We start from the raw sequence: 25532 nt of genomic DNA, 5'->3' as shown, positions 1-25532 counted from the left end.
GCTCGCTCACTGGTCCGCCTCCTCGGCGTTCTCGGGGAGGTCCGCGGAGGTGACGGTCCACCACGGCAGCACCCTGTAGTTCGGCCGGGTACTGATCTTCTCGGTGCTCCACGGCGGCGCTCCGACGGAACGCACTTCGGACCGGACCTGGATGCGCTCGATGGTGCCGCCGTAGTCGTGCTCGCTGAGGCGCAGCAACACCATCCGGCGGATGTAGCGCTCGGAGAGTTCGCCGCGCAGGCCGTTCGGCCGGTTCTCGGCGTCGTGCGAGTTGATGTAGAAGTCCCAGCCGCGGCGGAGTTCGTTCTGATGGACATGGCTGGGGAGAAGATTGCCGCGTATCGCCTTGCCGTCCTCGCCGGAGAGGCTCATCCACGGAGTGGTGCGGCGACCGTCGGCGCCGGCTATCTCGACCCGGACATGCACGGCGACGTTCTGCTGGAGCGGGTTGGGGGCGAAGAGCTTCCAGTTCTGCTCGAACTCGGGATAGACCCAGTCGTCCACCACCTTGCCGTGCTGCTTGGTCAGCGTGTTGGACGGTGCGACGTGCAGAAACACCATGGCCAGGTGGGTGCAGGCGATCAGCCCGATGATCGAGAGCGCGACGGCGGCACCGATCTGGTAGGGAAGAGACAGGCCCGCAATACCGGCACGCGGCAGCTCGGCGGCCGCATCGGAACCGGTGCCCTGACCGGTGTCGAACGGGGCGTCCTCACACCGGATCGCCCTCGGCCCGGCGCTCCCGCTCCCACCTCCGACGCCCCTGTCGTCGTACGAATCCATCCCGCCCCGATCCCCGTCGATCCCCGGTCAGTTATCCACAGGGTTGACACCCTACGGGCCAGCGACTCACCATTGAAGCCAATGAACCGAACGATCGGTCGGTAGGGAGCCCGGGATGGCGGCAGTGACTGCGGACCAGACAGCGCAGGCGACGGTGCAGGGGGGAACAGGCGGGCACGACGACGCGGACAGCGCCCTGCTGGCCGTGTTCGACGCTGCGGTGGCGGCGGACGAGCGCATCGAGCCGCGCGACTGGATGCCGGACGCCTACCGGGCCTCGCTGGTCAGGCAAATGGCGCAGCACGCCCATTCCGAAATCATCGGTATGCAGCCCGAGGCCAACTGGATCAGCCGTGCCCCCTCGCTGCGCCGCAAGGCGATCCTGATGGCCAAGGTGCAGGACGAGGCAGGGCACGGGCTGTATCTCTACAGCGCGGCGGAGACCCTCGGGACGAGCCGCGAGGAGCTGCTCGACAAGCTCCACGCAGGCCGCCAGAGGTACTCGTCGATCTTCAATTACCCCACGCTGACCTGGGCTGACGTCGGCGCGATCGGCTGGCTGGTGGACGGCGCCGCGATCACCAACCAGGTGCCGCTCTGCCGCTGCTCGTACGGCCCGTACGCCCGGGCGATGGTCCGCATCTGCAAGGAGGAGTCCTTCCACCAGCGTCAGGGGTACGAGCTGCTGCTCACCCTCGGCCGCGGCACGCCTGCGCAGCGCGAGATGGCGCAGGACGCGGTGAACCGCTGGTGGTGGCCGTCCTTGATGATGTTCGGCCCCCCGGACGACGCGTCGGCGCACTCGGCGCAGTCGATGACCTGGAAGATCAAGCGGCACTCGAACGACGAGCTGCGGCAGCGGTTCGTCGACATCTGTGTCCCGCAGGCCGAGACGCTGGGGCTCACCCTCCCGGACCCGGACCTCAGGTGGAACGAGGAGCGCGGACACCACGACTTCGGGGCGATCGACTGGACGGAGTTCCAGGAGGTCCTGAAGGGCAACGGCCCGTGTAACGAGCAGCGCCTCACCCAGCGGCGCCGGGCGCACGAAGAGGGCGCCTGGGTACGGGACGCGGCGGCCGCCTTCGCCGTGAAACACCGGACAGAGAATCCTCACGCGCGGACGCGCGAGGCAGACACAGCCACAGCGAACGCGGAGGCGACGGCATGAGCAGCTCGACGGACTGGCCCCTGTGGGAGGTGTTCGTGCGGTCGCGACGCGGCCTCTCGCACACCCACGCGGGCAGCCTGCACGCCCCGGACGCCGAGATGGCCCTGCGCAACGCCCGCGATCTGTACACGCGCCGTTCCGAGGGCGTCTCCATCTGGGTGGTGCCGTCGAAGGAGATCACGGCCTCCTCGCCGGACGAGAAGGACTCCTTCTTCGAGCCGTCGGGCGACAAGCCCTACCGGCACCCGACGTTCTACGAGATCCCGGAAGGGGTGAAGCACCTGTGACCGCGGCCCTCGCCCTCGGCGACGACGCGCTGGTGCTGTCGCACCGGCTGGGGGAGTGGGCGGGTCATGCGCCCGTGCTGGAGGAGGAGGTGGCCCTCGCCAACATCGCCCTGGATCTGCTGGGGCAGGCCCGGGTGCTGCTCTCGCTCGTGGGGGACGAGGACGAGTTGGCGTTCATGCGCGAGGAGCGGGCGTTCCGCAACGTCCAGCTGGTCGAGCAGCCCAACGGCGATTTCGCCCACACCATCGCCCGCCAGCTCTACTTCTCCGTCTATCAGCGGGGGTTGTACGAGCAGTTGACAGCCGGTGACGGGGAGTTCTCCGGACTGGCGGCGAAGGCGGTCAAGGAGGTCGCCTACCACCAGGACCACGCCGAGCACTGGACGCTGCGACTCGGTGACGGCACGGCGGAGAGTCACCAGCGGATGCAGCACGGGGTGGACGCGCTGTGGCGGTTCACCGGTGAGCTCTTCCAGCCGGTCGAGGGCGTGGAGATCGACTGGCAGTCGCTGCAGAACGACTGGCTGACGACGGTCACCGGCGTCCTGGAACGGGCGACGCTGACCGTGCCGGCCGGTCCGCAGTCCGGTGCCTGGACGGCCGGGGCCGGACGTCAGGGCATCCACACGGAACCATTCGGCCGGATGCTCGCCGAGATGCAGCATCTGCACCGCAGTCATCCGGGTGCGTCATGGTGACCGGGACGCTGCTGGAGGAGGAGGTGCGCAGACTCGCCGGGTCCGTGCCCGACCCCGAGCTGCCCGTCCTGACCCTGGAGGAGCTGGGGGTGCTCCGCGGGGTGGAGGTGCTCGCCCCCGGCAGGGTCACGGTCCGCCTCACCCCGACATACACCGGCTGCCCGGCGATCGAGGCCATGTCCACCGACATCGAGCGGGTGCTGCACGACCACGGGATACCCGAGGTCTCCGTGGTCACCGTCCTCGCGCCGGCCTGGTCGACGGACGACATCAGCGCGGAGGGGCGGCGCAAGCTCGCCGAGTTCGGCATAGCGCCCCCTCGCGCGCACGACGCGGCAGGCCGGTCCGGCGGGCCGGTGCCGCTCACCCTCTCGGTGCGATGCCCGCACTGCGGTTCCACGGACACGGAGCTGCTGAGCCGGTTCTCCTCGACCGCCTGCAAGGCGCTGCGCCGCTGTGTGAGCTGCCGCGAACCGTTCGACCACTTCAAGGAGTTGTAGATGTTCCATCCGCTCCGGGTCCGCGCGATCGAGCGGCTGACCGATGATTCGGTGGCCGTCACGCTCGCGGTGCCGGCCGAGTTGCGCGAGACCTTCCGCTACAAGCCCGGCCAACACCTCAATGTGCGTTACACGGTCGACGGCGAGGAGATCCGGCGTTCGTACTCGATCTGTGCCCCGGCCGCCGAGGCGTCCGCCGATCCGGCGCTGCGGGTGGGCATCCGGCTGGTCGACGGCGGAGCGTTCTCCACGTACGCCCTCAAGGAACTCGCCGTCGGCGACCAGGTCGAAGCAATGCCTCCGATGGGGCGCTTCGTGCTCACTCCTCGCGCCGGGCATTTCGCGGCGATTGTCGGCGGCAGCGGCATCACCCCGGTGCTGTCGATCGCATCGACGCTGCTGGCGCGGGAGCCCGAGGCCCGGTTCTGCCTGATCCGGAGCGACCGGACAGCGGCGTCGACGATGTTCCTGGACGAGGTCGCCGACCTCAAGGACCGTTACCCGGACCGTTTTCAGCTGGTGACGGTGCTCTCCCGGGAGGAGCAGCAGGCGGGCCTCCCGTCCGGCCGGCTCGACCGGGAGCGGCTCACCGGGTTGCTGCCCGCTCTGCTTTCGGTGGACGAGGTGGACGGCTGGTATCTGTGCGGGCCGCTCGGCCTGGTCGTGGCAGCAGAACGTGCGCTGCACGGCCTCGGCGTCGGCCGGACCCGTATCCACCAGGAGATCTTCCATGTCGACGACGGGCCGGCCGAGGCCGTCCGCGCCCGGGTCGAGGCACCTGCACACAGCACGCTCACCGCGACGCTGGACGGCCGCTCGGGAAGCTGGCCGGTCCAGGACGGCGAATCACTGCTGGAGACGGTGCTGCGCAGCCGCTCCGACGCGCCGTACGCCTGCAAGGGCGGGGTGTGCGGGACCTGCCGGGCCTTCCTGGTCTCGGGCGAGGTCCGGATGGACCGCAACTTCGCGCTGGAACCGGAGGAGACGGGGGCCGGCTATGTGCTGGCCTGCCAGTCGCACCCGGTCACTTCGGAGGTGGAGCTCGACTTCGACCGCTGACCCCACCGGGCTCCCCGGCCGTTCGCCGACGTCCCGCCCTCCTGTTCCTTTCTTGTAGAACCTGTTCTATCTTGACGATCCGTCAGGTCCTAGTACGGGCAATGCGGTTCGCAGGAGGTCAGGGCAGTGGACTTCACCTTCACCGAGGAGCAGCAGGCCGCCGCCGAGGCAGCGAGGGCGATCTTCTCGGGCGTCGAGCCCGACGCGGTACCCAGCCCCGCCCTCGTACAGGGCGCAGTGGCCCAGGACATCGATCGCTCGCTGTGGGCCGGCCTGGCCGCAGGCGACCTGCTGGGCCTGACGCTGGCGCCGGAACACGGCGGGTCCGGGCTCGATCCGGTCGCGCTCTGCCTGGTCCTGCGGGAGTCCGCCAAGGTGCTCGCCCGGGTACCACTGCTGGAGACCTGCGCTGTCGCGATGTCGCTCCAGCAGGACGGTGATCCCGGCCTGGCCGCCGAGCTGCTGCCCCGAGTCGGCCGGGGCGAGCTGGTCCTGACCGTCGGGGCCAACGGCCGCACCGGCCATGGCACCGCCGAGCTCGCCGTCACCGCCCGCCCGGGCGACGGGGAGAACGGCAGCGACACCCCGGTATGGGTGCTCGACGGGGTGCAGTCGGGGGTGCCGTGGGCGCAGTGCGCCGACTGGATCGCCGTGCCCGCCCGGACGAGCGACGGCCGGGCCGTACTGGCCCTGGTGAGCCGCACCGCCGAAGGCGTCACCCTGGCCGAACAGGTCTCCACCAGCGGCGAGTTGCTCGCCGAGGTCCGGCTCGACGCAGTGCGCGTCGACGACCGTGCGCTGATCGGCGCCCCGGGAGCCTGGGAGTGGCTGCGCGCCTTGCTCACCACCGGAACCTGCGCGCTCGCACTGGGACTTGGCGAGACCGTGCTGGCCATGACGAGCGAGTACACCGGCAAGCGCGAGCAGTTCGGTTTCCCGGTGGCGACGTTCCAGTCCGTCGCCGTCCAGGCCGCGGACCGTTACATCGATCTGCGGGCCATGGAAGTGACTCTCTGGCAGGCGGCCTGGCGGATCTCCACCGGCGCCGCCGGCCCGCTGCCCGTCGAGGGTGATGTCGCCGTGGCGAAGATCTGGGCGTCGGAGGGCGTCCGCCGGGTCGTGCAGACGGCCCAGCACCTGCACGGCGGCTTCGGCGCGGACACCGACTACCCGTTGCACCGCTTCCACGCCTGGGCGAAGCAGATCGAGCTCTCGCTCGGTCCGGCGGCGGCCCATGAGGAGGCCCTGGGCGACCTGCTGGCGGCCCATCCTCTCGACTGAGGGCCGCGCTCCGCCCCGGAGCCGTGGCACCGTGGGCGGACCGTCCGTTCCGGCCGGATCGGCGCGCTCTCCGGCCGGACCAGAGGTTACGGCCGGATCAGAGAACGAAGGCCGGGGTGCCGTTGTCGGTGACCATCGGACGGCCGGCACCGTCCCAGGCGAGCATCCCGCCGTCGATGTTTACGGCGTCGATGCCCTGCTGCACCAGGTACTGGGTGACCTGGGCGGACCGTCCACCGACGCGGCACATCACGTGCACGCGGCGGCCGTCCTCGGCCGCCTCGGTCAGCTCACCGAAGCGGCTGACGAAGTCACTCATCGGAATGTGCAGGGCACCTTCGACATGCCCGGCGGCCCATTCGTCGTTCTCCCGGACGTCCAGCACAAGGCCGTCCGACGGCACCGCCGCAACATCCACCGAGGGCAGCGGGGCGAAATTCATGGGTCATGCCTTCTCTCGTACGTACACTCCAGGGTCACCAGAAACGCTACTGCACCAGCCCGGCCAGTTCCGCCTCGCGCTGTGAGACCTCACCCAGCAGCTGCTCGGCGATCTCGTCCAGCAGCCGGTCCGGATCGTCGGGTGCCATCCGCAGCATCGCCCCGATCGCACTCTCCTCCAGCTCCTGGGCGAGCACCGTCAGCAGTTCCTTGCGCTGGGTCAGCCAGTCCAGCCGGGCGTAGAGCTCCTCGCTCTCGCTGAGCTCCGCCCGCTCCGCAACCGGCCCGGCCTCCCACTCCTGCGCCAGCTCTTTCAGCAGTGTCTCGTCGCCACGCCCGTAGGCGCCATTGACGCGGGTGATGAACTCGTCCCGGCGCGCGCGCTCCTTCTCGTCCTGAGCCAGATCCGGGTGAGCCTTGCGAGCCAGCTCGCGGTAGAGCTTGCGCGCCTCCTCGGTCGGCCGGACCCGCTTCGGCGGCCGAACCGGCTGCTCGGTCAGCATCGCCGCCGCCTCGGGGGACAGCCCTTCGGAGTCGATCCAGTCGTGGAACAGCTCCTCGACACCCGGCATCGGCATCACGAGCGCCCGCGCCTCCTGCGCCCTGCGCAGGTCCTCGGGGTCACCGGTCCTGGCGGCCCGGGCTTCCGCGATCTGCGCATCGAGCTCGTCGAGGCGGGCGTACATCGGGCCGAGCTTCTGGTGGTGCAGCCGGGAGAAATTCTCGACCTCGACGCGGAAGGTCTCCACTGCGATCTCGAACTCGATCAGCGCCTGCTCCGCCACTCGCACGGCCTTCGCCAGCCGCGCCTCGGGACGCGCCCCATCGGCGGCGCGGCCGGCTGCACCGTCCGTCTCGGCGTCCGCACCGGCATCGGCCGTGAGGCCCTGCTGCTCGTCCTGCACCTGCTGCCCGTCCTGCACCTGCTGCTCGTGCTGCCGGTCGTTGTCCTGCCGGTCATCGTCGTTCCGGGTGGTCGGCACCCCGGCGGCTTCGTGGGTCACCCGTCCAGCGTATGGCCCCGTCCCACGCCCCGAGGACGCGCGGTCGTGCAGCGGCGCCTCAGACCCCCAGCTCGGCCGCTATTCGGCCGGCGCCGACGGCCCGCACCAGCTCAGCGTGGTCCGCCTCCGTACGGTCCGCGTACGTCACCGCGAAGCTCGCCATCGCCTCGTCCAGCTCGTCGCTCTTCCCGCAGTACCCCGCGATCAGCCGCGGGTCGGCACTGTGCGCATGGGCCCGCGCCAGCAGCGCACCCGTCATCCGCCCGTAGTCGTCGACCTGGTCGGCCGTCAGGGCCACCGGGTCCACACTGCCCTTGCGGTTCCTGAACTGCCGCACCTGGAACTGCCGCCCGTCCACGGTCGCCCACCCCAGCAGAATGTCGCTGACGACCTGCATCCGCTTCTGCCCGAGCACCACCCGGCGCCCCTCGTGCGCCACCTCCGGCACCTCGAACCCGACGGTCGGCAGATACGGCGCCAGCGCGGAGGGCCGCGCCTCCTTCACCTGCAGCACCAAAGGCTCGCCCCGGTGGTCGAGCAAAAGCACCACGTACGACCGGGTACCGACGCTGCCCGTACCGACCACCCGGAACGCCACATCGTGGATCGCGTACCGTGCGAGCAGCGGCACCCGGTCCTCGGAGATCGTGCCCAGATAGTCTCCGAGCCCCGCGGCCACGGCCGCGGCCTCCGCATCCGGTACGCGCCGCAGCACCGGCGGTGCATCCACGAAGCGGCGCCCGCCGTCCTCGGACTCCTCCGTGGACTTGGCCGCGAAGCGCGCACTGGTGTTGTTGCGGGCCTTCTCCGAGACCCGTTCCAGCGTGCCGAGCAGATCGCGCGCATCCGTGTGCGAGACGAGTTCCTCGTCCGCGATGGCATTCCAGGCGTCGAGGGCGGGCAGCCTGGCCAGCAGCCGCATCGTCCGCCGGAACGCACCCACCGCGTCGTACGCACCCTGCCGGCAGGTGCCCTCGTCCGCTCCCGCCTCACGCCCCGCCAGCACCAACGAGGTGGCGAGCCGCTTCAGATCCCACTCCCACGGACCGAACACGGTCTCGTCGAAGTCGTTCAGATCGATGACCAGGCTGCCGCGCGCATCGCCGTACAGCCCGAAATTGGCCGCGTGCGCATCGCCGCACAACTGGGCCCCCACCCCCGTCACGGGTGTGCCCATCAGGTCATGGGCCATCAACCCGGCGGAACCCCGCAGGAACGCGAACGGCGTGGCAGCCATGCGCCCCACCCGGATCGGCGCCAGGTCGCGAACGCGGCCCCGGCTCGACTCCTCGACCGCTTGCACCGCGTCGGGCCGACCGGCCGGAAGGACCAAGGAGTCGTGGGAGTTCCTGGGCACCCGGCCGCGCAGCGCCTTGCCTGCCTGCTTCGGCGACGACGGGGCACTCCGCTCCGCCACCACCGCGCGCTGCGCGAACCCGGGCACGACCGGAATGCGCGGCCCGACCGTCACAGCCCGCTGCATCGGCACCGTCGCACTGAACTCACCCATGGCACGCAGCCTCCCCCGCCGTCGACCGGCGACCTTCCCCAACATCAACTGCCGACGACGGTACCGCCGTACACCAACGGGCGTCCGCCCCTGTGGAAAACCAGGGCGGACGCCTGTGGACAACACTCTGCCCTGGTCAGACCGCGACGGCCTCCTCGAGCTCTTCCTCCAGCTCCTCCTTCGCCTCGGCCTGTGACCGGAGCACCGCCTCGGACGGGCTCGCCGCCGTCCGGTTCTCCGCCCCGGCCCGGTGCCGGGAGCCGGCCGCGCCCTGGGCGTGCGCGGCAGCGCTCCGCCGCTTCCCCTCGGCCAGCCCGGCGGCACCCATCACGGCCAGACCCACCACGAACCACAGCGCGAGCACCAGCACATGGCCGCCGAGCGCATGCCCGTCGAAGTACACATGGCTGCGCACGCCCTCGACAAAGCCCGCACCGTTCCAGAAGGCATGCAGCGAACCGAAGAACCCGGGCTGCAGCTCGGGCCGGAAGATGCCGCCGGAACTGGTGAAGTTGAGCATCACGAACAGCACCATCACGCCGAGCGTCGTCCACCGCTTCAGGAAGGTGTGCAGCCCGATACCGACCAGCAGGATGCCCGCCGAGTAGAGCCACGCCATCGCCCAGACACCGCTGAGCCCGTGGTCCACCAGGCCGAACAGCGGCCCTGCGAATGCCGCTCCGACGGCACTCACGGCCAGCGACGCGCCGACGGCCAGCATCGCCCTGATCCGCAGGGCCAGCACCGCACCGGCGCCGCCGATCACCGCGACCGACGCGTACGACCCGATGCTCACCGCGACCAGCAGGAAGAAGATGCCCTGGCCGGTCGGATCGCCGTCCGCGGTCGGCGCCGTGTCCGTCACCTTCAACGGGTCGCCCTGCGCGGCCGCGACCTCGGTGAAGACCTTCTCCACCACTGTGGCACTGGTGTCGGAGGAGGCGGAGGCCACGAGCAGCCCGGGGTCCTTCCCCGGCAGGTATGCGCCATAACTCGCCTGTGTCTTGAGGTGGTTCACCGCGGTGGCCCGATCGGGGACCGTACGCACGCTCAGTGCCCCATCACTCTTGTCCTGCAGCGTCTGCGCGAGCACCTGGGCCTGCGGACCCGCCCCGACCACGTCCACCCTCAGGTCATGCGGCTCCGGGGCGTGGAACGCCCCGAGGTAGGCGAGCCCCATGCCGATGCACATCAACAGCGGGGTGACGAGATGGCTCAGCACATGACGTACGGCCCCGGCGGTGGAGCCGGTAGCGCTCGGGCCTGTGGACATCGGAACTCCAATAGTTGGCTTTTACAACTCCTATATTTGTTGTACTATACAACTGAAATTTGGTGAGGGAAGGTGAGATCCGTGACAGACACCCCCGGGGAACGCGAAGAGTCACTGGATGTCATTCAGCGCGAACTGACCGCGTTCGCGCGCCGGGCGCGCGCCGCCGCGGCCCGCCTCCATCCGGAGCTGCCCCTGGTCTCGTACACGCTGCTGGCGCACATCGACGACCGCCACGGCTGCCGCGCAACGGACCTGGCGGCGCATTACATGCTCGACAAGTCGACGGTCAGCCGGCAGATCCGCACCCTGGAGAAACTCGGCCTGGTGGAGCGCCACCCGGACCCCGCCGATCACCGCATCCAGGTGCTGCATCCCACCGAGGCCGGAACCCGCGCCCTCGCCTCGACCCAGGCCAGCCGCCGCACCGCCTACCAGGAGCGCCTGGCGGAGTGGACCTCGGACGATCTGGCCCGTTTCGCGGAGTACCTGCTGCGCTACAACGCGTCGGGCGGGACAAGCAGCCAGGGCACCGAGGAGGGGCACCAGCAGGCCTAGAAGCCGGGTGCACCATCCGAAGCGGCAGAAGTCACAGCCCCGGGGGCCGTCAGCAGCCGCCCCCGTCATCGGCGAGGTACGTCTTCGACCAGAGCGCCAGCTCCTTGAGTGCGGGCTCCATCGCGGCTCCTGCCCGCGTCAGACGGTACGAGACCCGCAGCGGGGGCCCCTCGTCGACCTGACGCACCACCAGGCCGGCCGCGCCGAGCTCGGACAGCCGGTCCGAGAGCATGCGCTCACTGATGCCCGGAATCGCCCGCCGCAGATCGGCGAAGTGCACCGGCTGCTGCATGAGCACGGAGACGATCGGGCCCGTCCAGCGCTTCCCGAACAGCTCGAAAACGCGCGTGATGCCCACGTCGACCCGCTGACACGCCTGCTCGCTGTGCTCCGCCATACACCAAGAGTACTGCGTCGTCGTGCGGGACTTACGAATAGTAAGGACCTATGTTATTACTAGGTACGTACAAAACAGATGCCCTCCCATCCGGCCGGACATCACCTCCCCTAGACATCCGTGGAGACCCCCATGGCCACGCTTCTGCACCTCGACTCCGCCGTCTTCCCCCAGGGCTCCGCATCGCGCGAGGTCACTGCGGCCTTTGTCCAGACATGGATCGAGCAGCACCCCGACGGACAGGTCGTCTACCGCGACCTCGCCGCGAACCCGCTGCCCCACCTGGACGCCGCCGCAGCCGCCGCCGGCGCCGGGGACTCGCTGCGCAACGAGCTCGCCGCCGAACTGGAAGCGGCAGACGCCGTCCTGATCGGCGCGCCGATGTACAACTTCAGCATTCCGTCCACCCTGAAGGCCTGGCTCGACCAGGTGATCATCGTCGGCCACAACGCAGGCCCCGACAGCCCCGTGGCGGGCACTCCGATCACCGTCGTCGCCAGCCGCGGCGGCTCGTACGCGCCCGGCACCCCGCGCGCGGACGCCGAGTTCGTGCAGAACTACCTGGAGAAGCTCCTGACGAGCATGTTCGGCGCCGAGGTCGACTTCATCGTTCCGGAGCTCACGCTGGCCCACTCCCAGCCGGCGATGGCCGAGCTCATCCCGCTCGCCGAGGCCTCCCGCGCCAAGGCGTTCACCGACGCCGCAGAGAAGGCCAAGGCGCTCGCCGCCCGCTTCGCCGCCTGAGCCGTACGACAAAGGGCCGGGGCCGCGGAGTACTCGATCTCCGCGGCCCCGGCCCTTCCTTGTGCTCACACAGCCCAGAACGCCCTGCCATGCCACGGAACACCCCGAATCAGGCGTTTCACGTGAAACAAGGAACAGAACAACGCCGGCACCGGACGCGACACCGGGAACGAAGAAGCCCCACAGACCATTGGCCTGTGGGGCTTCTCTCTTGTGCGCGAGGGGGGATTTGAACCCCCACGTCCCTAAGGACACTGGCACCTGAAGCCAGCGCGTCTGCCGTTCCGCCACTCGCGCATGAGTGGTGTTTTCAGACTCTCTCACCTGTTGGTGCGAGCGCCTGGCGACATCCGGAAGATTAGCACGCTGGACAGGGTGGATTCACATCCGTTGTTTCGTGGGCAGGTGCAGGACGAACCAAGGCGGCCGGAACCCGCGCCGCCCGCCCCCACTCCTCCTCAGTGCACCCCAGGTGCGGGACACTGTCAGGAGCCCACCTCTACGATCCATGTGAGAGGTGACACTCATCCACAGGGCAGACAAGGGGAACCAGCCGATTTCCCGACGCGTGGATACGATCAGTAAGCAGTACAGGGACGAGAACACCGGAGGAGGTGCCCCATGGGAGTCATGAAGCGTTTCGAGCAGCGTCTCGAAGGTCTGGTCAACGGCACCTTCGCCAAGGTGTTCAAGTCCGAGGTCCAGCCGGTCGAGATCGCGGGTGCCCTCCAGCGCGAATGCGACAACAACGCAACGATCTGGAACCGCGAGCGGACCGTCGTCCCCAACGACTTCATCGTCGAGCTCAGCGCCCCGGACTACGAGCGCCTCAGCCCGTACTCGGGCCAGCTCGGCGACGAACTCTCCGGTCTGGTCCGGGACTACGCCAAGCAACAGCGGTACACCTTCATGGGACCCATCAAGGTCCACCTGGAGAAGGCCGACGACCTCGACACCGGGCTCTACCGCGTACGGAGCCGCACCCTCGCGTCGAGCTCGTCGCAGCAGGGCCAGCAGGCTCCCCAGAGCCACCTGGGACAGTCCGGCCACCCGGGACAGGGGCGGCCCGCCGCTCCCCAGCCCACGGGTGGCTACGGCTACCCGCCCAGCGCCGTTCCGCCCATGCCCGCGGCCCCGCCGCCGGGCGGCGGCCGCCACGGCGCACCCGCCCACGACCGGCGCCCGCCGGCCGCGCCCGGCCCCATGCCGAACGCGCAGGTCCGACGCTGGATCGAGATCAACGGCACCCGCCATCAGATCTCCCGCCCGACGCTGGTGCTGGGACGCAGCACCGACGCCGACGTGCGGATCGACGACCCCGGCGTATCCCGCCGGCACTGTGAGATCCGGACCGGAACGCCCTCGACGATCCAGGATCTCGGGTCTACCAACGGCATCGTGGTAGACGGGCAGCACACAACCCGCGCTACGCTCCGCGACGGCTCGCGGATCGTCGTGGGCAGCACCACAATCGTTTACCGGCAAGCCGAAGGGTGAAGCGGGGGCAATGTCAGAGCTGACCCTGACGGTCATGCGGCTAGGTTTCCTGGCCGTTCTGTGGCTGTTCGTGATCGTGGCCGTCCAGGTCATCCGCAGCGACCTGTTCGGAACGCGCGTCACACAGCGCGGCTCACGCCGCTCTGCGTCCGACGCACGACCGCAACAGGCACGCCAAAACGCCGCGGCACCGCCGCAACAACGCCAGCAGCCCGGCCGCCAGCGCCGGGGGGCACCCACAAAACTGGTCGTCTCCGAGGGCACCCTCACCGGCACCACGGTGGCGCTCCAGGGACAGACCATCACCCTGGGCCGGGCCCACGACTCAACGATCGTGCTGGACGACGACTACGCGTCCAGCCGGCATGCCAGGATCTACCCCGACCGTGACGGCCAGTGGATCGTCGAGGATCTCGGGTCCACCAACGGCACATATCTCGACCGGACCCGTCTCACCACCCCGACGCCTGTTCCGCTGGGCGCGCCGATCCGGATCGGCAAGACCGTCATCGAGCTGCGGAAGTAGTACGACAATGAGCGAGCGGAGCGAGCGAGCCGCAGGGATCCGGGCAACGGACCCGGCCCGGCTCCCGACCGGAGGGTGGGCAGTGTGGCTCGAGACCGGCTGTACCCCGAGCCGACGGGCGAGGTGCGCATGAGTCTGTCCCTGCGCTTCGCCGCCGGATCGCACAAGGGCATGATCCGGGAAGGCAACGAGGACTCCGGCTATGCCGGTCCGCGCCTTCTCGCGATCGCCGACGGCATGGGCGGTCAGGCGGCCGGTGAGGTCGCCAGCTCCGAGGTGATCTCCACGCTCGTCCAGCTCGACGACGACGTACCGGGCTCGGACATCCTCACCTCGCTCGGCACGGCAGTCCAACGGGCCAACGACCAACTGCGCATGATGGTCGAGGAGGACCCCCAGCTCGAGGGCATGGGCACCACGCTCACCGCGCTGCTCTGGACCGGACAGCGCCTCGGCCTGGTACACGTCGGCGACTCCCGCGCGTACCTGCTGCGCGACGGCGTACTGACCCAGATCACCCAGGACCACACATGGGTGCAGCGGCTGGTCGACGAGGGCCGGATCACCGAGGAAGAGGCCACCACCCACCCGCAGCGCTCCCTGCTGATGCGCGCGCTGGGCTCCGGCGACCACGTCGAACCCGACCTCTCCATCCGTGAAGTCCGGGCCGGCGACCGCTATTTGATCTGCTCCGACGGGCTCTCCGGCGTCGTCTCGCACCAGACGATGGAAGAGACCCTCGCCAGCTACCAGGGCCCGCAGGAGACCATCCAGGAGCTCATCCAGCTCGCCCTGCGCGGCGGTGGCCCGGACAACATCACCTGCATCGTCGCCGACGTCCTCGACGTCGACAGCAACGACACCCTGGCCGGACGGCTCAACGACACTCCGGTCATCGTCGGCGCGGTCGCCGAGAACCAGGCCGCCCAGCTGAACGACGGCGGCATGATGGAGACCCCGGCCGGACGCGCGGCCGGCCTCGGCCGTTCCGTCCCACCGCCCGCAGGCGGCTTCGGCCCGCCCGGAAGCGGTGACGGCCTCGGCTACGGCGGAATGCCGGACGGCTCCTTCGACGCCTACACCGACGACGACTTCATCAAGCCCGGCGGCGGCCGCAAGTGGCTGAAGAGGACCCTGTACATCGTGCTCGCACTGGCCGTCATCGGCGGCGGTGTGTACGGCGGCTACCGCTGGACCCAGAACCAGTTCTACGTGGGCGCGAAGAACGAACACGTCGCGCTCTTCCGCGGCATCAGCCAGGACCTCGCGTGGGTCTCGCTCTCGAAGGTCGAGAAGGACCACCCCGAGATCGAACTCAAGTACCTCCCGCCCTACCAGCGCAAGCAGGTCGAGGCGACCATCGCCGAGGGCAACCTGGCCGACGCCCGCGAAAAGATCAACGAGCTCTCGACCCAGGCCTCCGCCTGCAAGAAGGACGCGCAGCGCCGCGCCGCCGAGGCGGAGAGCAACGCCCGCACCGGCGAGGGCGAAGCCGGCGGCACGGACACGGAAGTCACCAAGACGACCGCACAGTCCGGCACCACCAAGACCAAGCCGACCACAGCGACTCCCACTCCCGGCCCCAGCCTCTCGGAGGAAGAGAAAAAGCTGGTCCCGCAGTGCGGTAAGCAGTAAGCCGTAGGGGGCCTTCAGCACCATGAGCGTTGTCACCAACACGACCACGATCGGCGCGATCGACGCGCCGAGCCGCCGCAACACCGAACTGGGCCTGATGGCCTTCGCCATCGGCATCTCGGTATTCGCCTACGCCAATGTGGGCCTTGCCATGGACGGCGAACTGCCCTCCGGCATGCTCGGATACGGGCTCGGCCTGATCCTCCTCGGCGGCGTCGCCCACTTCGTGGTGCGCAAGTTCGCCCCATACGCGGACCCGCTGCTGCTGCCGCTGGCGACCCTGCTCAACGGACTGGGACTGGTGCTGATCTGGCGCCTGGACCAGTCGCCGCGACTGATCCAGCGGGCCGAGACACTGTTCGGCGGCTTCACCCCCGATGCCCCCAAGCAGCTGATGTACTCCGCGATCGGCGTCGCCCTGTTCGTCGCCGTACTGCTCGCGCTCAAGGACCACCGCATCCTGCAGCGCTACACCTACATCTCGATGGTCGTGGCGCTCGTCCTGCTGATCGCGCCGATGTTCTTCCCCTCGGTGAACGGCGCCAAGATCTGGGTCACTCTCGGTCCGTTCTCCATCCAGCCCGGCGAGTTCGCGAAGATCGTCATCGCGGTCTTCTTCTCCGGCTACCTGATGGTGAAACGAGACGCACTGGCCCTGGCCAGCCGCCGCTTCATGGGTCTGTACCTGCCCCGCGGCCGTGACCTCGGACCGATTCTCGTGATCTGGGGCCTGTCGATCCTGATCCTGGTCTTCGAGACCGACCTCGGTACGTCGCTGCTGTTCTTCGGCCTCTTCGTGATCATGCTGTACGTAGCCACGGAACGGACCAGCTGGATCGTCTTCGGTCTGCTGATGTCCGCAGCCGGCGCGGTCGGGGTGGCCACCTTCGAACCCCACGTCCAGTCACGTGTGAACGCCTGGGCCGACCCGTTCGCCTGCTACACGAGCGACACGAGCGGCGCGTGCGAGCAGATCGCCAACGCCATCATGTCCTTCGGCTCCGGCGGCACCCTCGGCACCGGCTGGGGCCAGGGCAACTCCGACCTGATCGGCTTCGCCGCGAACGCCGACTTCATCCTCTCCACCGTCGGCGAGGAACTCGGTCTCGCCGGAATGATGGCAGTCCTGCTGATCTACGGCCTCATCGTCGAGCGCGGCGTGCGCACCGCACTCGCCGCCCGCGACCCGTTCGGCAAGCTCCTGGCGATCGGCCTCTCGGGAGCCTTCGCGATCCAGGTCTTCGTCGTCGCCGGCGGTGTCATGGGACTCATCCCGCTGACCGGTATGACGATGCCGTTCCTCGCAGCCGGTGGGTCATCCGTGATCGCCAACTGGGCACTCATCGGCGTCCTGATCCGGATCAGCGACACCGCGCGCCGCCCCGCACCGGCCCCCGCACCCTCCTCCGACGCCGAGATGACCCAGGTGGTCCGACCGTGAACAAGCCCCTGCGCCGGATCGCAATCTTCTGCGGTGTCCTCATCCTCGCCCTGCTCGTGCGGACCAACTACCTCCAGTACGTCCGCGCCGACGAGCTGAACACCCGCGACGAGAACCGCCGCGTCCGCATCGAGCGATACGCCCATGAGCGCGGCAACATCATCGTCGACGGGAACCCCGTCACCGGTTCCGTCGTGACCAAGGGCAGCGACTTCAAGTACAAGCGGGTCTGGAAGAACGGCCCCATGTGGGCGCCCGTCACTGGATACTCCTCGCAGGCGTTCGACGCCAACTTCCTGGAGAAGATCGAGGACGGCATCCTCACCGGCAACGACGACCAGCTCTTCTTCGACCGCACCCTGTCGATGTTCACGGGCGAGAAGAAGCAGGGCGGCAACGTCGTCACCACCCTGAACGCCGCCGCGCAGAAGGCCGCCTTCGAGGGACTCGGCAACAAGAAGGGCGCCGTGGCCGCCCTCGACCCGCAGACCGGCGCCATCCTGGCCCTCGCCAGCACCCCCTCGTACGACCCCTCGACCTTCGCGGGCAACTCCGACAAGGACTCCGAGGCCTGGCAGAAGCTCCAGAAGGACAAGGACAAGCCGATGCTCAACCGGGCATTGCGCGAGACCTACCCGCCCGGCTCGACCTTCAAGGTCGTCACCGCGGCCGCGGCCCTGGAGAACGGCCTCTACACCGGTATCGACGACAAGACGGACTCCCCCCTGCCGTACCGGCTCCCGCAGGTGAGCACCGTCCTGCAGAACGAGGGCAACATCCCGTGTGAGAACGCCTCGCTCCGGGAAGCGCTGCGGATGTCCTGCAACACCGTCTTCGGCAAGATCAGCGACGACCTGGGCAACCAGAAGATGATGGACGAGGCCGCCAAGTTCGGCTTCAACAAGGAGATCTTCACTCCGGTCCGCTCGGCTGCCAGCATCTACCCGAAGGACAACCGGCCGCAGAACGCCATGGCCGGCATCGGCCAGGCGTCCAACCGAGCCACTCCGCTGCAGATGGCCATGGTCGCCTCCGCGGTCGCCAACGACGGCAAGCTCATGCAGCCGTACATGGTCGCCAAGCGCCAGGCGCCCAACCTGGACGACATCTACACCCACGAGAAGGAACAGCTCAGCCAGCCCCTCTCCGGTGAGAACGCACAGAAGCTCCAGGAAATGATGGAGACCGTCGTCAAGAGCGGTACAGGAACCAGGGCCCTCATCGACGGCGTCACCGTCGGTGGCAAGACCGGTACCGCCCAGCACGGCCTGAACAACAGCGAGAAGCCGTACGCCTGGTTCATCTCGTACGCGAAGACCAGCGACGGCAGCTCGCCGGTCGCCGTGGCCGTGGTGGTCGAGGACAGCCAGGCCAACCGGGACGACGTCTCCGGTGGCGGACTCGCCGCCCCGATCGCACGGGACGTGATGAAGGCGGTCCTCGGCAAGTAGACGTGACGCCCATCACATCGGGCGCCATATCTGCACATTGGGATACCGGTCAGATATCAGGTGACGGCTCGGGGCCGATCAGCCGGGGCGTGGCCGGTAGCGTATGCGCGAGCAGCACACCGCCGGACCCCACACCGGTGCGGTTCGGACTGACGGAGAGGGCTGGAACAGTTATGGAAGAGCCGCGTCGCCTCGGCGGCCGGTACGAGCTGGGCTCGGTGCTCGGTCGTGGTGGCATGGCCGAGGTCTACCTCGCTCATGACACCCGGCTCGGCCGCACCGTCGCTGTGAAGACGCTGCGGACCGATCTCGCCCGCGACCCGTCCTTCCAGGCCCGGTTCCGCCGAGAGGCGCAATCCGCCGCCTCGCTCAATCACCCGGCGATCGTCGCCGTCTATGACACCGGCGAGGACTACGTCGACGGAGTCTCCATCCCGTACATCGTGATGGAGTACGTCGACGGGTCGACGCTCAGAGAACTTCTGCACTCCGGCCGCAAGCTGCTGCCCGAGCGCACGCTCGAGATGACGGTCGGGATCCTCCAGGCACTGGAGTACTCGCACCGCGCAGGCATCGTCCACCGCGACATCAAACCGGCGAACGTCATGCTGACGCGCACCGGCCAGGTCAAGGTCATGGACTTCGGCATCGCCCGCGCCATGGGCGACTCCGGCATGACGATGACCCAGACGTCGGCCGTCATCGGCACCGCCCAGTACCTCTCCCCCGAGCAGGCGAAGGGCGAGCAGGTCGACGCCCGCTCCGACCTGTATTCGACCGGCTGCCTGCTCTACGAGCTGCTGACGGTCCGGCCGCCGTTCATCGGCGACTCACCCGTCGCGGTTGCCTACCAGCACGTGCGGGAAGAGCCGCAGACCCCCAGCACCTTCGACCCCGAGATCACGCCCGAAATGGACGCGATCGTGTTGAAGGCCCTGGTCAAGGACCCGGACTACCGCTACCAGTCGGCGGACGAAATGCGCGCCGACATCGAGGCCTGCCTCGACGGCCGGCCGGTCGCCGCCACCGCGGCGATGGGCGCGGCCGGCTACGGCGGGTACGGCGGCTACGACGGGTACGGCAACGACCAGCCGACCACAGCCCTGCGCGCCGCGGACCAGAACGGCGCCCAGACATCCATGCTGCCCCCGGTCAACCCGGACGACGGCGGCTACGGATACGACGACCGCCCCGACCGCCGCCGTCAGAAGAAGAGCAACACCTCGACGATCCTGCTGGTCGTCGCGGGCATTCTGGTGCTGATCGGCGCGATCCTGATCGGCAGATCCGTCTTCAGCGGCGGCAACGGCGACAACGGCAAGGTCGATGTGCCGAACATGGTCGGCTCGACCTTGAACGATGCGCAGGACCTCGCAAAGAACGCCGGCGTCCTCCTCAAGGTCGGCTCGCGCGAACCCTGCGAGGACCAGCCCAAGGGCAAGATCTGCAGCCAGAGCCCCGAAGACGGCAAGATGGCGGAGAACGAGACCGTCACGGTCGTCGTCTCCACCGGCGCGCCGAAGGTCGAGGTCCCGGACGTCACGGAGAAGTCCGAGGAGAACGCCCGCAAGATCCTTGAGGACAAGGGATTCACGGTGACGGTCGTGACGGCCGAATCGTCCACCGCGGATCCCGACACCGTACTCGAGCAGACCCCCAAGGGCGGCGCGAAGGCCGAGCGGGAGTCCGAGGTCAAGATCACGGTCGCCAAGCAGGCCACGAAGGACGTTCCCCCTGTGATCGACAGGTTGTACGACGACGCGGTGGCGCAGCTCAAGGCCAACGGCTTCGAGAACGTGTCGCAGACCCAAGTCGAATCGGAAAAGCCGATCAACACGGTGATCAATCAGACCCCGCCAGGGGGTAGCAAGGCGCCGCTGGACACCCAGATCGTCCTGACGGTCTCCAAGGGCCCGGCTCAGCCGGCGACGAAACCGATCCCCCAGGGGCTCCTGGGCAAAACGGTCGCGGAAGCCAAGCAGATCCTGGCCTCGCAAGGCTTCACGAACATCCAGTTCGCGCAGGGCAGCTCGCCGGACGACAACGCCAGAGTCACCGACGTCACGCCTGCGCCAGGCACACCGGCCGACCCGGCTACCCCCGTAACCCTCACCACCATCGGTGGGAACGGTAACGGCGGAGGCAATTTCTTCGGCGGCCCAACCGGCTCACGGAACTGACGCCGAATCGCACAAACGCGAAGGGCCCCGGCCACCTCAACGGTGACCGGGGCCCTTCGCTGTGTCCGTCGCATGCCTTGCACCTGGCATACCGCACATGCAGCCGTAAACCGATCGTGTCTTCATATGTGCCGATTCGTTGATCGGGTGGGGCGGGGCATCGGGCTCCGTTCGCACACACGGCTACGCGAAGGGTCAAGAGCGTGATCAACGAGGTTGCTCTGGTGGAGTCACAGGCATTGCGTCAGAGCTTTGCCGAGCGGACAGAGGCACTCGACCGAGTCAAAACACTGTCCTTGCTGCCGGACGGTATGCACGTGACCACCGCCATGGTCGCCACCTACTTCGAGGTGGCGGAAACAGTCATCAACAACCTCCTCAGCCGTCATCGCGAAGAGCTCGAATCAAACGGCCTGAGGGTGATCCGGGGCGCTGAGCTGCAGAAATTTAAGGAACTCACGTTGAGTTCCTATCCGGAGAGTTATCCACAGCCCCGTTCGAGCATGGCTCTGTGGCCCCGGCGGACCGTCCTGAACGTCGCCATGCTGCTCCGGGACAGTGAGATCGCGCGCCGCGTCCGCACGTATCTGCTCGACATCGAGCACGCTTCCCGGGCACGCCCGTTGATCCCGGATACCCCGCGGCATGACAGCGACGTCGAATCGCTCGACGCCCACATCACGCGACTCAGTGAGGAGAGCTTCACCCGTCTTCTCGGCACCACCGTCGTCCCCATACTCAACGCCCTCATCGAGACCTCTGGCGAGCAGCAGCGGGAACTCATCAGCCTCCGTGAGAACGTCCAGCAGATCGAGCGGCGGCTCGTCCGCCACGACATCCAGCTACGTCGCCTTCAGCGCACGCACGAGCAGCGCCCCCTCACCGGGGTCATGGCGTCGATGGACGCCATGAACTGGCGGGAGTTCGAGCAGCACATCGCCGGACTGCTGCGTCGGGACGGCTGCACCGATGTCGAGGTCCACGGTGGGAGCGGCGACCGCGGCGCCGACATCACCGCGTACACCTCCGATGGTCGCCGACTGGTCGTCCAGTGCAAGAACTTCGCCCCGTACCGTTCGGTATGGAGCGGCGAGATGCAGAAGTTCGTCGGCACCAAGACGCTGCACCAAGCTGACGTGGCCGTGTACGTGGCGACCTGCCCGTTCTCCCGCGAGGCGCTCGACATTGCGATGCAGGTCGGCGTCACCGCCGTGCACCGCGGCCTGCTGGAAGCCTGGAGCGCGGGCGCGACACTGCAGGCACTGCGGTAAATACGCCGAACGTCGAAGGGCCCGAAGTCGCAAAAGGAAGTTGCGGCTTCGGGCCCTTCGCCATCCTAGGGTCAGCGCAGCTCCGCCGGGACCGTACGGTCCTTGTCGACCTTCTCCGTACGCACCAGCTCGCCCCACACGATGTAGCGGTACCTCGACGTGTAGACCGGCGTACAGGTCGTCAGCGTGATGTAGCGGCCGGGCTTCTTCACGCCCGCTTCCTTCGGAACCGGCTGGAGCACCTTGACGTTGTACTTCGAGGTTTCGGGAAGCTCCTTGAAGACCTTGTAGACGTACCAGGTGTCCTTCGTCTCGAAGACGACCGCGTCACCCGTCTTCACCTTGTCGATGTTGTGGAACTTCGCCCCGTGCCCGTCACGGTGAGCCGCCAGCGTGAAGTTGCCCTGCTTGTCCCACGGGAGAGCCGACTTCACAGGATCGGTGTAGTAGCCGGCGACACCGTCATTGAGGATCTTGGTGTCGGTGCCCTTCTTGACCAGTACCTCGCCGTTCTTCATCGCGGGTACGTGCAGGAAGCCGATGCCGTCCTTGGTGTCCAGAGCGCCGGGTTCATCCGCCCACTGATCGCGGACGCTGTGGCTCTGCTTCTTGGCTTCGCGGTCGGCGAGCACGTTCGTCCACCACAGGGAGTAGACGACGAACAGTCCGAGCACCAGGCCGGCGGTGATCAGCAGCTCACCGAAGACGCTGATCGCGGTCGCGACGGGGTGGCGGTCCCTGTTCCGTACCGGGGGCGCGGACTCGTCCGTCTGCTCTTCCTGCTGCTGGGTCCTCGCTGCCACCGCACCCGTCCCTGTTGTGGTGATGTTCAGCCGACGAGCACGTCGGGCAATCCCTTGCTGCGCGGCCGTTCGTCGACCATCTTGCCCCAGACGATCAATCGGTACGTACTCGTGAATTCCGGCGTACAGGTCGTCAGAGTGATGTAGCGGCCGGGCTTTGTGAACCCCGATCCGGGCGGCACGGGTCCGATGACCGAGACGTTGGACGGCGATGTCTGCGGAAGGACGCTGGTCATCTCGTACGTGTAGTACGCATCGCGCGTCTCGACCACGATCGGGTCTCCCGGGCGCAGCCGGTTGATGTAGCGGAACGGTTCGCCGTGCGTGTTGCGGTGGCCGGCGAGCGCGAAGTTGCCCTGCGCGGCCGACGGCATCGCGGTACGGAGCGCACCCTCGCCGTAGTGACCGACCATGCCGCGGTCGAGAACCTTCTCCTTGCTGGTGCCCTCGGCGATGGGCGCGACCACATCCAGTTTCGGGATGTGGATGATGGCAAAGCCCTGCCCCGGTTCGAACGCCACGGGTTTGCGGTCGTCGCCACTCGCCCAGTCGTCCTGGATCTTGTGCGTCTCATTGCCGGCGATCTGGTCGGCTCGGACATTGGTCCACCAGAGCTGGTACGTCACGAACAGCAGCATCAGCACACCGAGCGAGATGAACAGCTCGCCGACGACCCGGCTTGCGACGACGGCGGGGCTGTCCTTGGCTGCGCGGGCGGCGCGGCGGGCCTCGACGCGCGTCAGCGGCCTGCCGTCCGAGGACGCCGATTCCGGTCGGGAATCCTGCTGCGGCTCGGCGCGACGGCGGCCGCGCCCCTTGGCGGCGCGCCGGCGTTCGGCGCGACCTCCGGTGGGTGGTTCTGCCAGCGGTTCGGGGCCCTGGATCTCCGGACCGGGGCCGGCCGCTACGGAGCCGTCCGCCTCCGGCACCGGGCCGTACTCGGGTACGTGGTCCGGCTCCGGCTCGAGTCGCGGTGGAGGAACAGCGGGCGGAGCCGATGCAGTTGTCGGAGCCGATGCCACCGCTCCGGCGACTGATCGGCGGATGTCGGCCGTCCGCAGACCGACGGTCTCGTCGTTGGAGGGGGGCGGCGGGGGCGAAGGCGCCGCAACAGGCTCCTGCTGCCCGTACCAGTCCCGTTCGTACCCCTCAGGGTCGTACCACTCGCGCGGGGCCCCTTGGGGCTCCTGAGGCCCCTGTGACGTCTGCATCTGCCCGACCTGCGCCGCCCCGGCCTGTGCCCCCTCCGGCGGAGGGCTCTCCGCCCGGAACCACGGCGCGGCATGCTGCCCCGGCAGCGGGTCGTTCAGCGGATCCGCCAGCTGGTCGACTGCCGCCTCGAACGCGCCCGTGGCCTCGTACGCATGGTGCTCGTACGGGCCGTCCTGTCCGGCGTCGTGCTCGGGACGGAGTGCGGTCACGCGACGGCCTTGCCCACCACCGGCGCGAGCCCCACCGACCTCGCGACGGCTCCCGCATCCCCGCACTCCGCAAGCCAGTTGGCCAGCATCAGGTGGCCGTACTGGGTCAGAACCGACTCCGGGTGGAACTGCACGCCCTCCACAGCCAGTTCCCGGTGGCGCAGGCCCATGATGATGCCGTCGGCCGTGCGCGCCGTCACCTCCAACTCCGGCGGAATCGTCTCCGGTTCGGCAGCGAGCGAGTGGTAACGGGTCGCGGTGAACGGGGACGGCAGCCCGGCGAAGACGCCCTTGCCCTCGTGGATCACCGGTGACGTCTTGCCGTGCAGCAGCTCGGGCGCCCGGTCCACCACACCTCCGTAGGCCACAGCCATCGACTGCATCCCGAGGCAGACGCCGAAGACCGGGACGTCGGTCGCCGCGCAGTGGCGCACCATGTCGATGCAGACACCCGCCTGCTCGGGGGTGCCGGGGCCCGGCGAGAGCAGGACACCGTCGAAGCCGTCCTGGGCGTGGGCCGTGGTCACCTCGTCGTTCCGCAGCACTTCGCACTCGGCGCCGAGCTGGTAGAGGTACTGAACGAGGTTGAAGACGAAGCTGTCGTAGTTGTCGACGACAAGGATGCGGGCGCTCACTGGCCGGCCCCCGTTCCGTTCGTGCCGTCGACCGTCACGTCGCCGAACGGAAGCAGCGGCTCGGCCCACGGGAAGACGTACTGGAAAAGCACATAGACGACGGCAAGTGCCAGAACGAGCGAGATGAGCCCGCGCACCCACGCGTTGCCCGGCAGATGCCGCCAGATCCAGCCGTACATGCTGTCCCCTTCATTCGGTACGGGACCAGACTAAAGGGCTGGGGCAGGAGCGTGGGTCAGCTGTGGAAAGCTGCTGGCCTGCCGTCGGTCACAGGCTGGGTCGCGTCGAGATGTGCCCAGACGATCAGCCGGTGGCTGCTGCCCCACTCGGGGTCGCAGGTGGTCAGCGTCAGATAGCGGCCGGGACCGTCGAACCCGGACTTGCGGGGGACGGGGTCGATCACGCCGATGTCGCTCGGCACGGTCCGGTACGGCCTCTTGTCGATGCGGTACGTGAACCACGTCGTGCCGTCCGTCAGTATCACCGGATCTCCGCGGCGCAGCTTCGGGAAGTCCTTGAAGGGATCCCCGTACGTACGGCGGTGCCCGGCCACCGCGAAGTTGCCGGTCGCACCGAGCGGGGCGGTTTCCCGGTAGTGGCCGAGGCCCCGCTGCAACGTCTTTACCTCGGTGTTCTCCAGAACGGGCCACTCCCAGCCCTTGCCGAGGCGGGGGATGTACAGCATCGCGAACGGCTTTCCGTCGCGGTATGCGTCGGGCGCGGATGCTGCGGGCGTGGGCGGCGGGGACGTCTGCGACGTGGCCGGCGCGGGTGTGGACACGGTCCCCTGCGCCCACTGGCTCTGCAAGTCGTCGATCTGTCCTTCGGTCGCGCCGGCGGCCTTCACTCCGGTCCAGAACAGCACGTACACCACAAAGAGGATGATCAAGGTGCCTGCGGTGATGCACAGTTCGCTGAGCGTTCTGACGATCAGTCGCACCGACACCGGTCGGCCTCCCGGAACTG

Annotated in this window: 26 protein-coding genes and 1 tRNA gene; 15 read left to right on the top strand and 12 right to left on the bottom strand. The window is 68.5% G+C overall.

Going from position 1 to position 25532, the window contains the following annotated elements:
- Positions 1-6: 6 nt before the first annotated feature.
- The gene (locus LRD69_RS16275) at positions 7-783 is read right to left on the bottom strand and encodes a DUF5819 family protein (protein ID WP_277327290.1); all 777 of its coding nucleotides are present in this window, start codon (positions 781-783) and stop codon (positions 7-9) included.
- A 115-nt stretch (positions 784-898) separates the two neighbouring features.
- On the opposite strand from LRD69_RS16275, the gene paaA reads away from it, so the two are divergent.
- From paaA to LRD69_RS16245, 6 genes are all read left to right on the top strand, one after another.
- Positions 899-1954: a 1,2-phenylacetyl-CoA epoxidase subunit PaaA gene (gene paaA, locus LRD69_RS16270; RefSeq protein WP_277327289.1), complete on the top strand. Its 1056-nt coding sequence runs from the start codon at positions 899-901 to the stop codon at positions 1952-1954.
- Positions 1951-2241 carry a 1,2-phenylacetyl-CoA epoxidase subunit PaaB gene (paaB, locus tag LRD69_RS16265; protein ID WP_277327288.1) on the top strand — a complete coding sequence of 97 codons (291 nt, stop codon included), beginning with the start codon at positions 1951-1953 and terminating at the stop codon, positions 2239-2241. The genes paaA and paaB overlap by 4 nt, the downstream gene beginning before the upstream one ends.
- Positions 2238-2939 carry a 1,2-phenylacetyl-CoA epoxidase subunit PaaC gene (gene paaC / locus LRD69_RS16260; protein WP_277327287.1) on the top strand — a complete coding sequence of 234 codons (702 nt, stop codon included), beginning with the start codon at positions 2238-2240 and terminating at the stop codon, positions 2937-2939. The genes paaB and paaC overlap by 4 nt, the downstream gene beginning before the upstream one ends.
- Positions 2933-3439, top strand: coding sequence for a 1,2-phenylacetyl-CoA epoxidase subunit PaaD (gene paaD, locus LRD69_RS16255; protein WP_277327286.1), 507 nt, complete (start codon positions 2933-2935; stop codon positions 3437-3439). The genes paaC and paaD overlap by 7 nt, the downstream gene beginning before the upstream one ends.
- On the top strand, positions 3440-4498 hold the full coding sequence (gene paaE / locus LRD69_RS16250) for a 1,2-phenylacetyl-CoA epoxidase subunit PaaE (RefSeq protein WP_277327285.1): 1059 nt from the start codon (positions 3440-3442) through the stop codon (positions 4496-4498).
- Positions 4499-4624: 126 nt separating this feature from the next.
- Complete coding sequence (locus LRD69_RS16245) at positions 4625-5779, top strand: acyl-CoA dehydrogenase family protein (protein WP_277327284.1); 1155 nt, start codon at positions 4625-4627, stop codon at positions 5777-5779.
- Between the two features lie 97 nt (positions 5780-5876).
- Here the strand turns inward: LRD69_RS16245 and LRD69_RS16240 are convergent, their stop codons facing one another.
- The 4 genes from LRD69_RS16240 to LRD69_RS16225 form a co-directional block, all read right to left on the bottom strand.
- Positions 5877-6221, bottom strand: coding sequence for a rhodanese-like domain-containing protein (locus LRD69_RS16240; RefSeq protein ID WP_277327283.1), 345 nt, complete (start codon positions 6219-6221; stop codon positions 5877-5879).
- 46 nt (positions 6222-6267) lie between these two features.
- The gene (locus LRD69_RS16235; RefSeq protein ID WP_277327282.1) at positions 6268-7224 is read right to left on the bottom strand and encodes a hypothetical protein; all 957 of its coding nucleotides are present in this window, start codon (positions 7222-7224) and stop codon (positions 6268-6270) included.
- Positions 7225-7282: 58 nt separating this feature from the next.
- Positions 7283-8734, bottom strand: coding sequence for a DUF2252 domain-containing protein (locus LRD69_RS16230; protein ID WP_277327281.1), 1452 nt, complete (start codon positions 8732-8734; stop codon positions 7283-7285).
- Between the two features lie 136 nt (positions 8735-8870).
- Positions 8871-10007, bottom strand: a complete 1137-nt coding sequence (locus LRD69_RS16225) for a hypothetical protein (RefSeq protein WP_277327280.1) — start codon at positions 10005-10007, stop codon at positions 8871-8873.
- An 81-nt stretch (positions 10008-10088) separates the two neighbouring features.
- Between LRD69_RS16225 and LRD69_RS16220 the strand changes: the two genes are divergently transcribed.
- On the top strand, positions 10089-10565 hold the full coding sequence (locus LRD69_RS16220; protein ID WP_277327279.1) for a MarR family winged helix-turn-helix transcriptional regulator: 477 nt from the start codon (positions 10089-10091) through the stop codon (positions 10563-10565).
- Between the two features lie 49 nt (positions 10566-10614).
- On the opposite strand, the gene LRD69_RS16215 is transcribed toward LRD69_RS16220, so the two are convergent.
- On the bottom strand, positions 10615-10962 hold the full coding sequence (locus tag LRD69_RS16215; protein ID WP_277327278.1) for a helix-turn-helix domain-containing protein: 348 nt from the start codon (positions 10960-10962) through the stop codon (positions 10615-10617).
- Positions 10963-11094: 132 nt separating this feature from the next.
- Between LRD69_RS16215 and LRD69_RS16210 the strand changes: the two genes are divergently transcribed.
- Entirely contained in the window at positions 11095-11706 is a 612-nt protein-coding gene (locus LRD69_RS16210) for an NAD(P)H-dependent oxidoreductase (RefSeq protein ID WP_277327277.1), read from the top strand.
- A gap of 214 nt (positions 11707-11920) precedes the next feature.
- Here LRD69_RS16210 and LRD69_RS16205 read toward each other — a convergent pair.
- Positions 11921-12003: transfer RNA gene (locus LRD69_RS16205), tRNA-Leu, on the bottom strand.
- A 324-nt stretch (positions 12004-12327) separates the two neighbouring features.
- Here LRD69_RS16205 and LRD69_RS16200 point away from each other — a divergent pair.
- From LRD69_RS16200 to LRD69_RS16170, 7 genes are all read left to right on the top strand, one after another.
- Entirely contained in the window at positions 12328-13203 is an 876-nt protein-coding gene (locus LRD69_RS16200) for a DUF3662 and FHA domain-containing protein (RefSeq protein WP_277327276.1), read from the top strand.
- 10 nt (positions 13204-13213) lie between these two features.
- Positions 13214-13729: an FHA domain-containing protein gene (locus tag LRD69_RS16195; RefSeq protein ID WP_277327275.1), complete on the top strand. Its 516-nt coding sequence runs from the start codon at positions 13214-13216 to the stop codon at positions 13727-13729.
- A gap of 129 nt (positions 13730-13858) precedes the next feature.
- Positions 13859-15364 (top strand): Stp1/IreP family PP2C-type Ser/Thr phosphatase, encoded by a 1506-nt coding sequence (locus LRD69_RS16190; RefSeq protein WP_277327274.1) that lies wholly within the window; start codon positions 13859-13861, stop codon positions 15362-15364.
- 22 nt (positions 15365-15386) lie between these two features.
- On the top strand, positions 15387-16805 hold the full coding sequence (locus tag LRD69_RS16185; protein ID WP_277327273.1) for an FtsW/RodA/SpoVE family cell cycle protein: 1419 nt from the start codon (positions 15387-15389) through the stop codon (positions 16803-16805).
- Positions 16802-18256 (top strand): penicillin-binding transpeptidase domain-containing protein, encoded by a 1455-nt coding sequence (locus LRD69_RS16180; RefSeq protein WP_277327272.1) that lies wholly within the window; start codon positions 16802-16804, stop codon positions 18254-18256. The genes LRD69_RS16185 and LRD69_RS16180 overlap by 4 nt, the downstream gene beginning before the upstream one ends.
- Before the next feature lie 173 nt (positions 18257-18429).
- Positions 18430-20436 carry a Stk1 family PASTA domain-containing Ser/Thr kinase gene (gene pknB / locus LRD69_RS16175; protein WP_277327271.1) on the top strand — a complete coding sequence of 669 codons (2007 nt, stop codon included), beginning with the start codon at positions 18430-18432 and terminating at the stop codon, positions 20434-20436.
- A gap of 311 nt (positions 20437-20747) precedes the next feature.
- Entirely contained in the window at positions 20748-21707 is a 960-nt protein-coding gene (locus tag LRD69_RS16170) for a restriction endonuclease (protein WP_346771936.1), read from the top strand.
- A gap of 71 nt (positions 21708-21778) precedes the next feature.
- Here the strand turns inward: LRD69_RS16170 and LRD69_RS16165 are convergent, their stop codons facing one another.
- Genes LRD69_RS16165 through LRD69_RS16145 form a run of 5 tightly spaced genes read right to left on the bottom strand, consistent with a single transcriptional unit; the run spans position 21779 to position 25512 of the window.
- Positions 21779-22510 carry a class E sortase gene (locus tag LRD69_RS16165; protein ID WP_277327269.1) on the bottom strand — a complete coding sequence of 244 codons (732 nt, stop codon included), beginning with the start codon at positions 22508-22510 and terminating at the stop codon, positions 21779-21781.
- Positions 22511-22536: 26 nt separating this feature from the next.
- Entirely contained in the window at positions 22537-23931 is a 1395-nt protein-coding gene (locus LRD69_RS16160; protein WP_277327268.1) for a class E sortase, read from the bottom strand.
- Positions 23928-24566, bottom strand: a complete 639-nt coding sequence (locus LRD69_RS16155) for an aminodeoxychorismate/anthranilate synthase component II (protein ID WP_277327267.1) — start codon at positions 24564-24566, stop codon at positions 23928-23930. Before LRD69_RS16155 ends, LRD69_RS16160 begins: the two co-directional genes overlap by 4 nt.
- Entirely contained in the window at positions 24563-24745 is a 183-nt protein-coding gene (locus tag LRD69_RS16150) for a hypothetical protein (RefSeq protein WP_277327266.1), read from the bottom strand. Before LRD69_RS16150 ends, LRD69_RS16155 begins: the two co-directional genes overlap by 4 nt.
- Before the next feature lie 56 nt (positions 24746-24801).
- Positions 24802-25512, bottom strand: a complete 711-nt coding sequence (locus LRD69_RS16145) for a class E sortase (protein ID WP_277327265.1) — start codon at positions 25510-25512, stop codon at positions 24802-24804.
- Positions 25513-25532 lie beyond the last annotated feature (20 nt).

Origin of the sequence: Streptomyces sp. JH14, assembly GCF_029428675.1 — a bacterium.
In the GTDB taxonomy this organism is placed as follows: domain Bacteria; phylum Actinomycetota; class Actinomycetes; order Streptomycetales; family Streptomycetaceae; genus Streptomyces.
Note: the sequence above shows the minus strand (reverse complement) of the source record. Positions and strands in the feature narration are given on the sequence as shown.

Coding starts and splice junctions, on each gene's coding strand:
- LRD69_RS16275 (WP_277327290.1), bottom strand. CDS start 783: ATGGATTCGTACGACGACAGGGGCGTCGGAGGTGGGAGCGGGAGCGCC.
- paaA (WP_277327289.1), top strand. CDS start 899: ATGGCGGCAGTGACTGCGGACCAGACAGCGCAGGCGACGGTGCAGGGG.
- paaB (WP_277327288.1), top strand. CDS start 1,951: ATGAGCAGCTCGACGGACTGGCCCCTGTGGGAGGTGTTCGTGCGGTCG.
- paaD (WP_277327286.1), top strand. CDS start 2,933: ATGGTGACCGGGACGCTGCTGGAGGAGGAGGTGCGCAGACTCGCCGGG.
- paaE (WP_277327285.1), top strand. CDS start 3,440: ATGTTCCATCCGCTCCGGGTCCGCGCGATCGAGCGGCTGACCGATGAT.
- LRD69_RS16240 (WP_277327283.1), bottom strand. CDS start 6,221: ATGAATTTCGCCCCGCTGCCCTCGGTGGATGTTGCGGCGGTGCCGTCG.
- LRD69_RS16230 (WP_277327281.1), bottom strand. CDS start 8,734: ATGGGTGAGTTCAGTGCGACGGTGCCGATGCAGCGGGCTGTGACGGTC.
- LRD69_RS16225 (WP_277327280.1), bottom strand. CDS start 10,007: ATGTCCACAGGCCCGAGCGCTACCGGCTCCACCGCCGGGGCCGTACGT.
- LRD69_RS16215 (WP_277327278.1), bottom strand. CDS start 10,962: ATGGCGGAGCACAGCGAGCAGGCGTGTCAGCGGGTCGACGTGGGCATC.
- LRD69_RS16210 (WP_277327277.1), top strand. CDS start 11,095: ATGGCCACGCTTCTGCACCTCGACTCCGCCGTCTTCCCCCAGGGCTCC.
- LRD69_RS16200 (WP_277327276.1), top strand. CDS start 12,328: ATGGGAGTCATGAAGCGTTTCGAGCAGCGTCTCGAAGGTCTGGTCAAC.
- LRD69_RS16195 (WP_277327275.1), top strand. CDS start 13,214: ATGTCAGAGCTGACCCTGACGGTCATGCGGCTAGGTTTCCTGGCCGTT.
- LRD69_RS16190 (WP_277327274.1), top strand. CDS start 13,859: ATGAGTCTGTCCCTGCGCTTCGCCGCCGGATCGCACAAGGGCATGATC.
- LRD69_RS16185 (WP_277327273.1), top strand. CDS start 15,387: ATGAGCGTTGTCACCAACACGACCACGATCGGCGCGATCGACGCGCCG.
- pknB (WP_277327271.1), top strand. CDS start 18,430: ATGGAAGAGCCGCGTCGCCTCGGCGGCCGGTACGAGCTGGGCTCGGTG.
- LRD69_RS16170 (WP_346771936.1), top strand. CDS start 20,748: ATGCACGTGACCACCGCCATGGTCGCCACCTACTTCGAGGTGGCGGAA.
- LRD69_RS16150 (WP_277327266.1), bottom strand. CDS start 24,745: ATGTACGGCTGGATCTGGCGGCATCTGCCGGGCAACGCGTGGGTGCGC.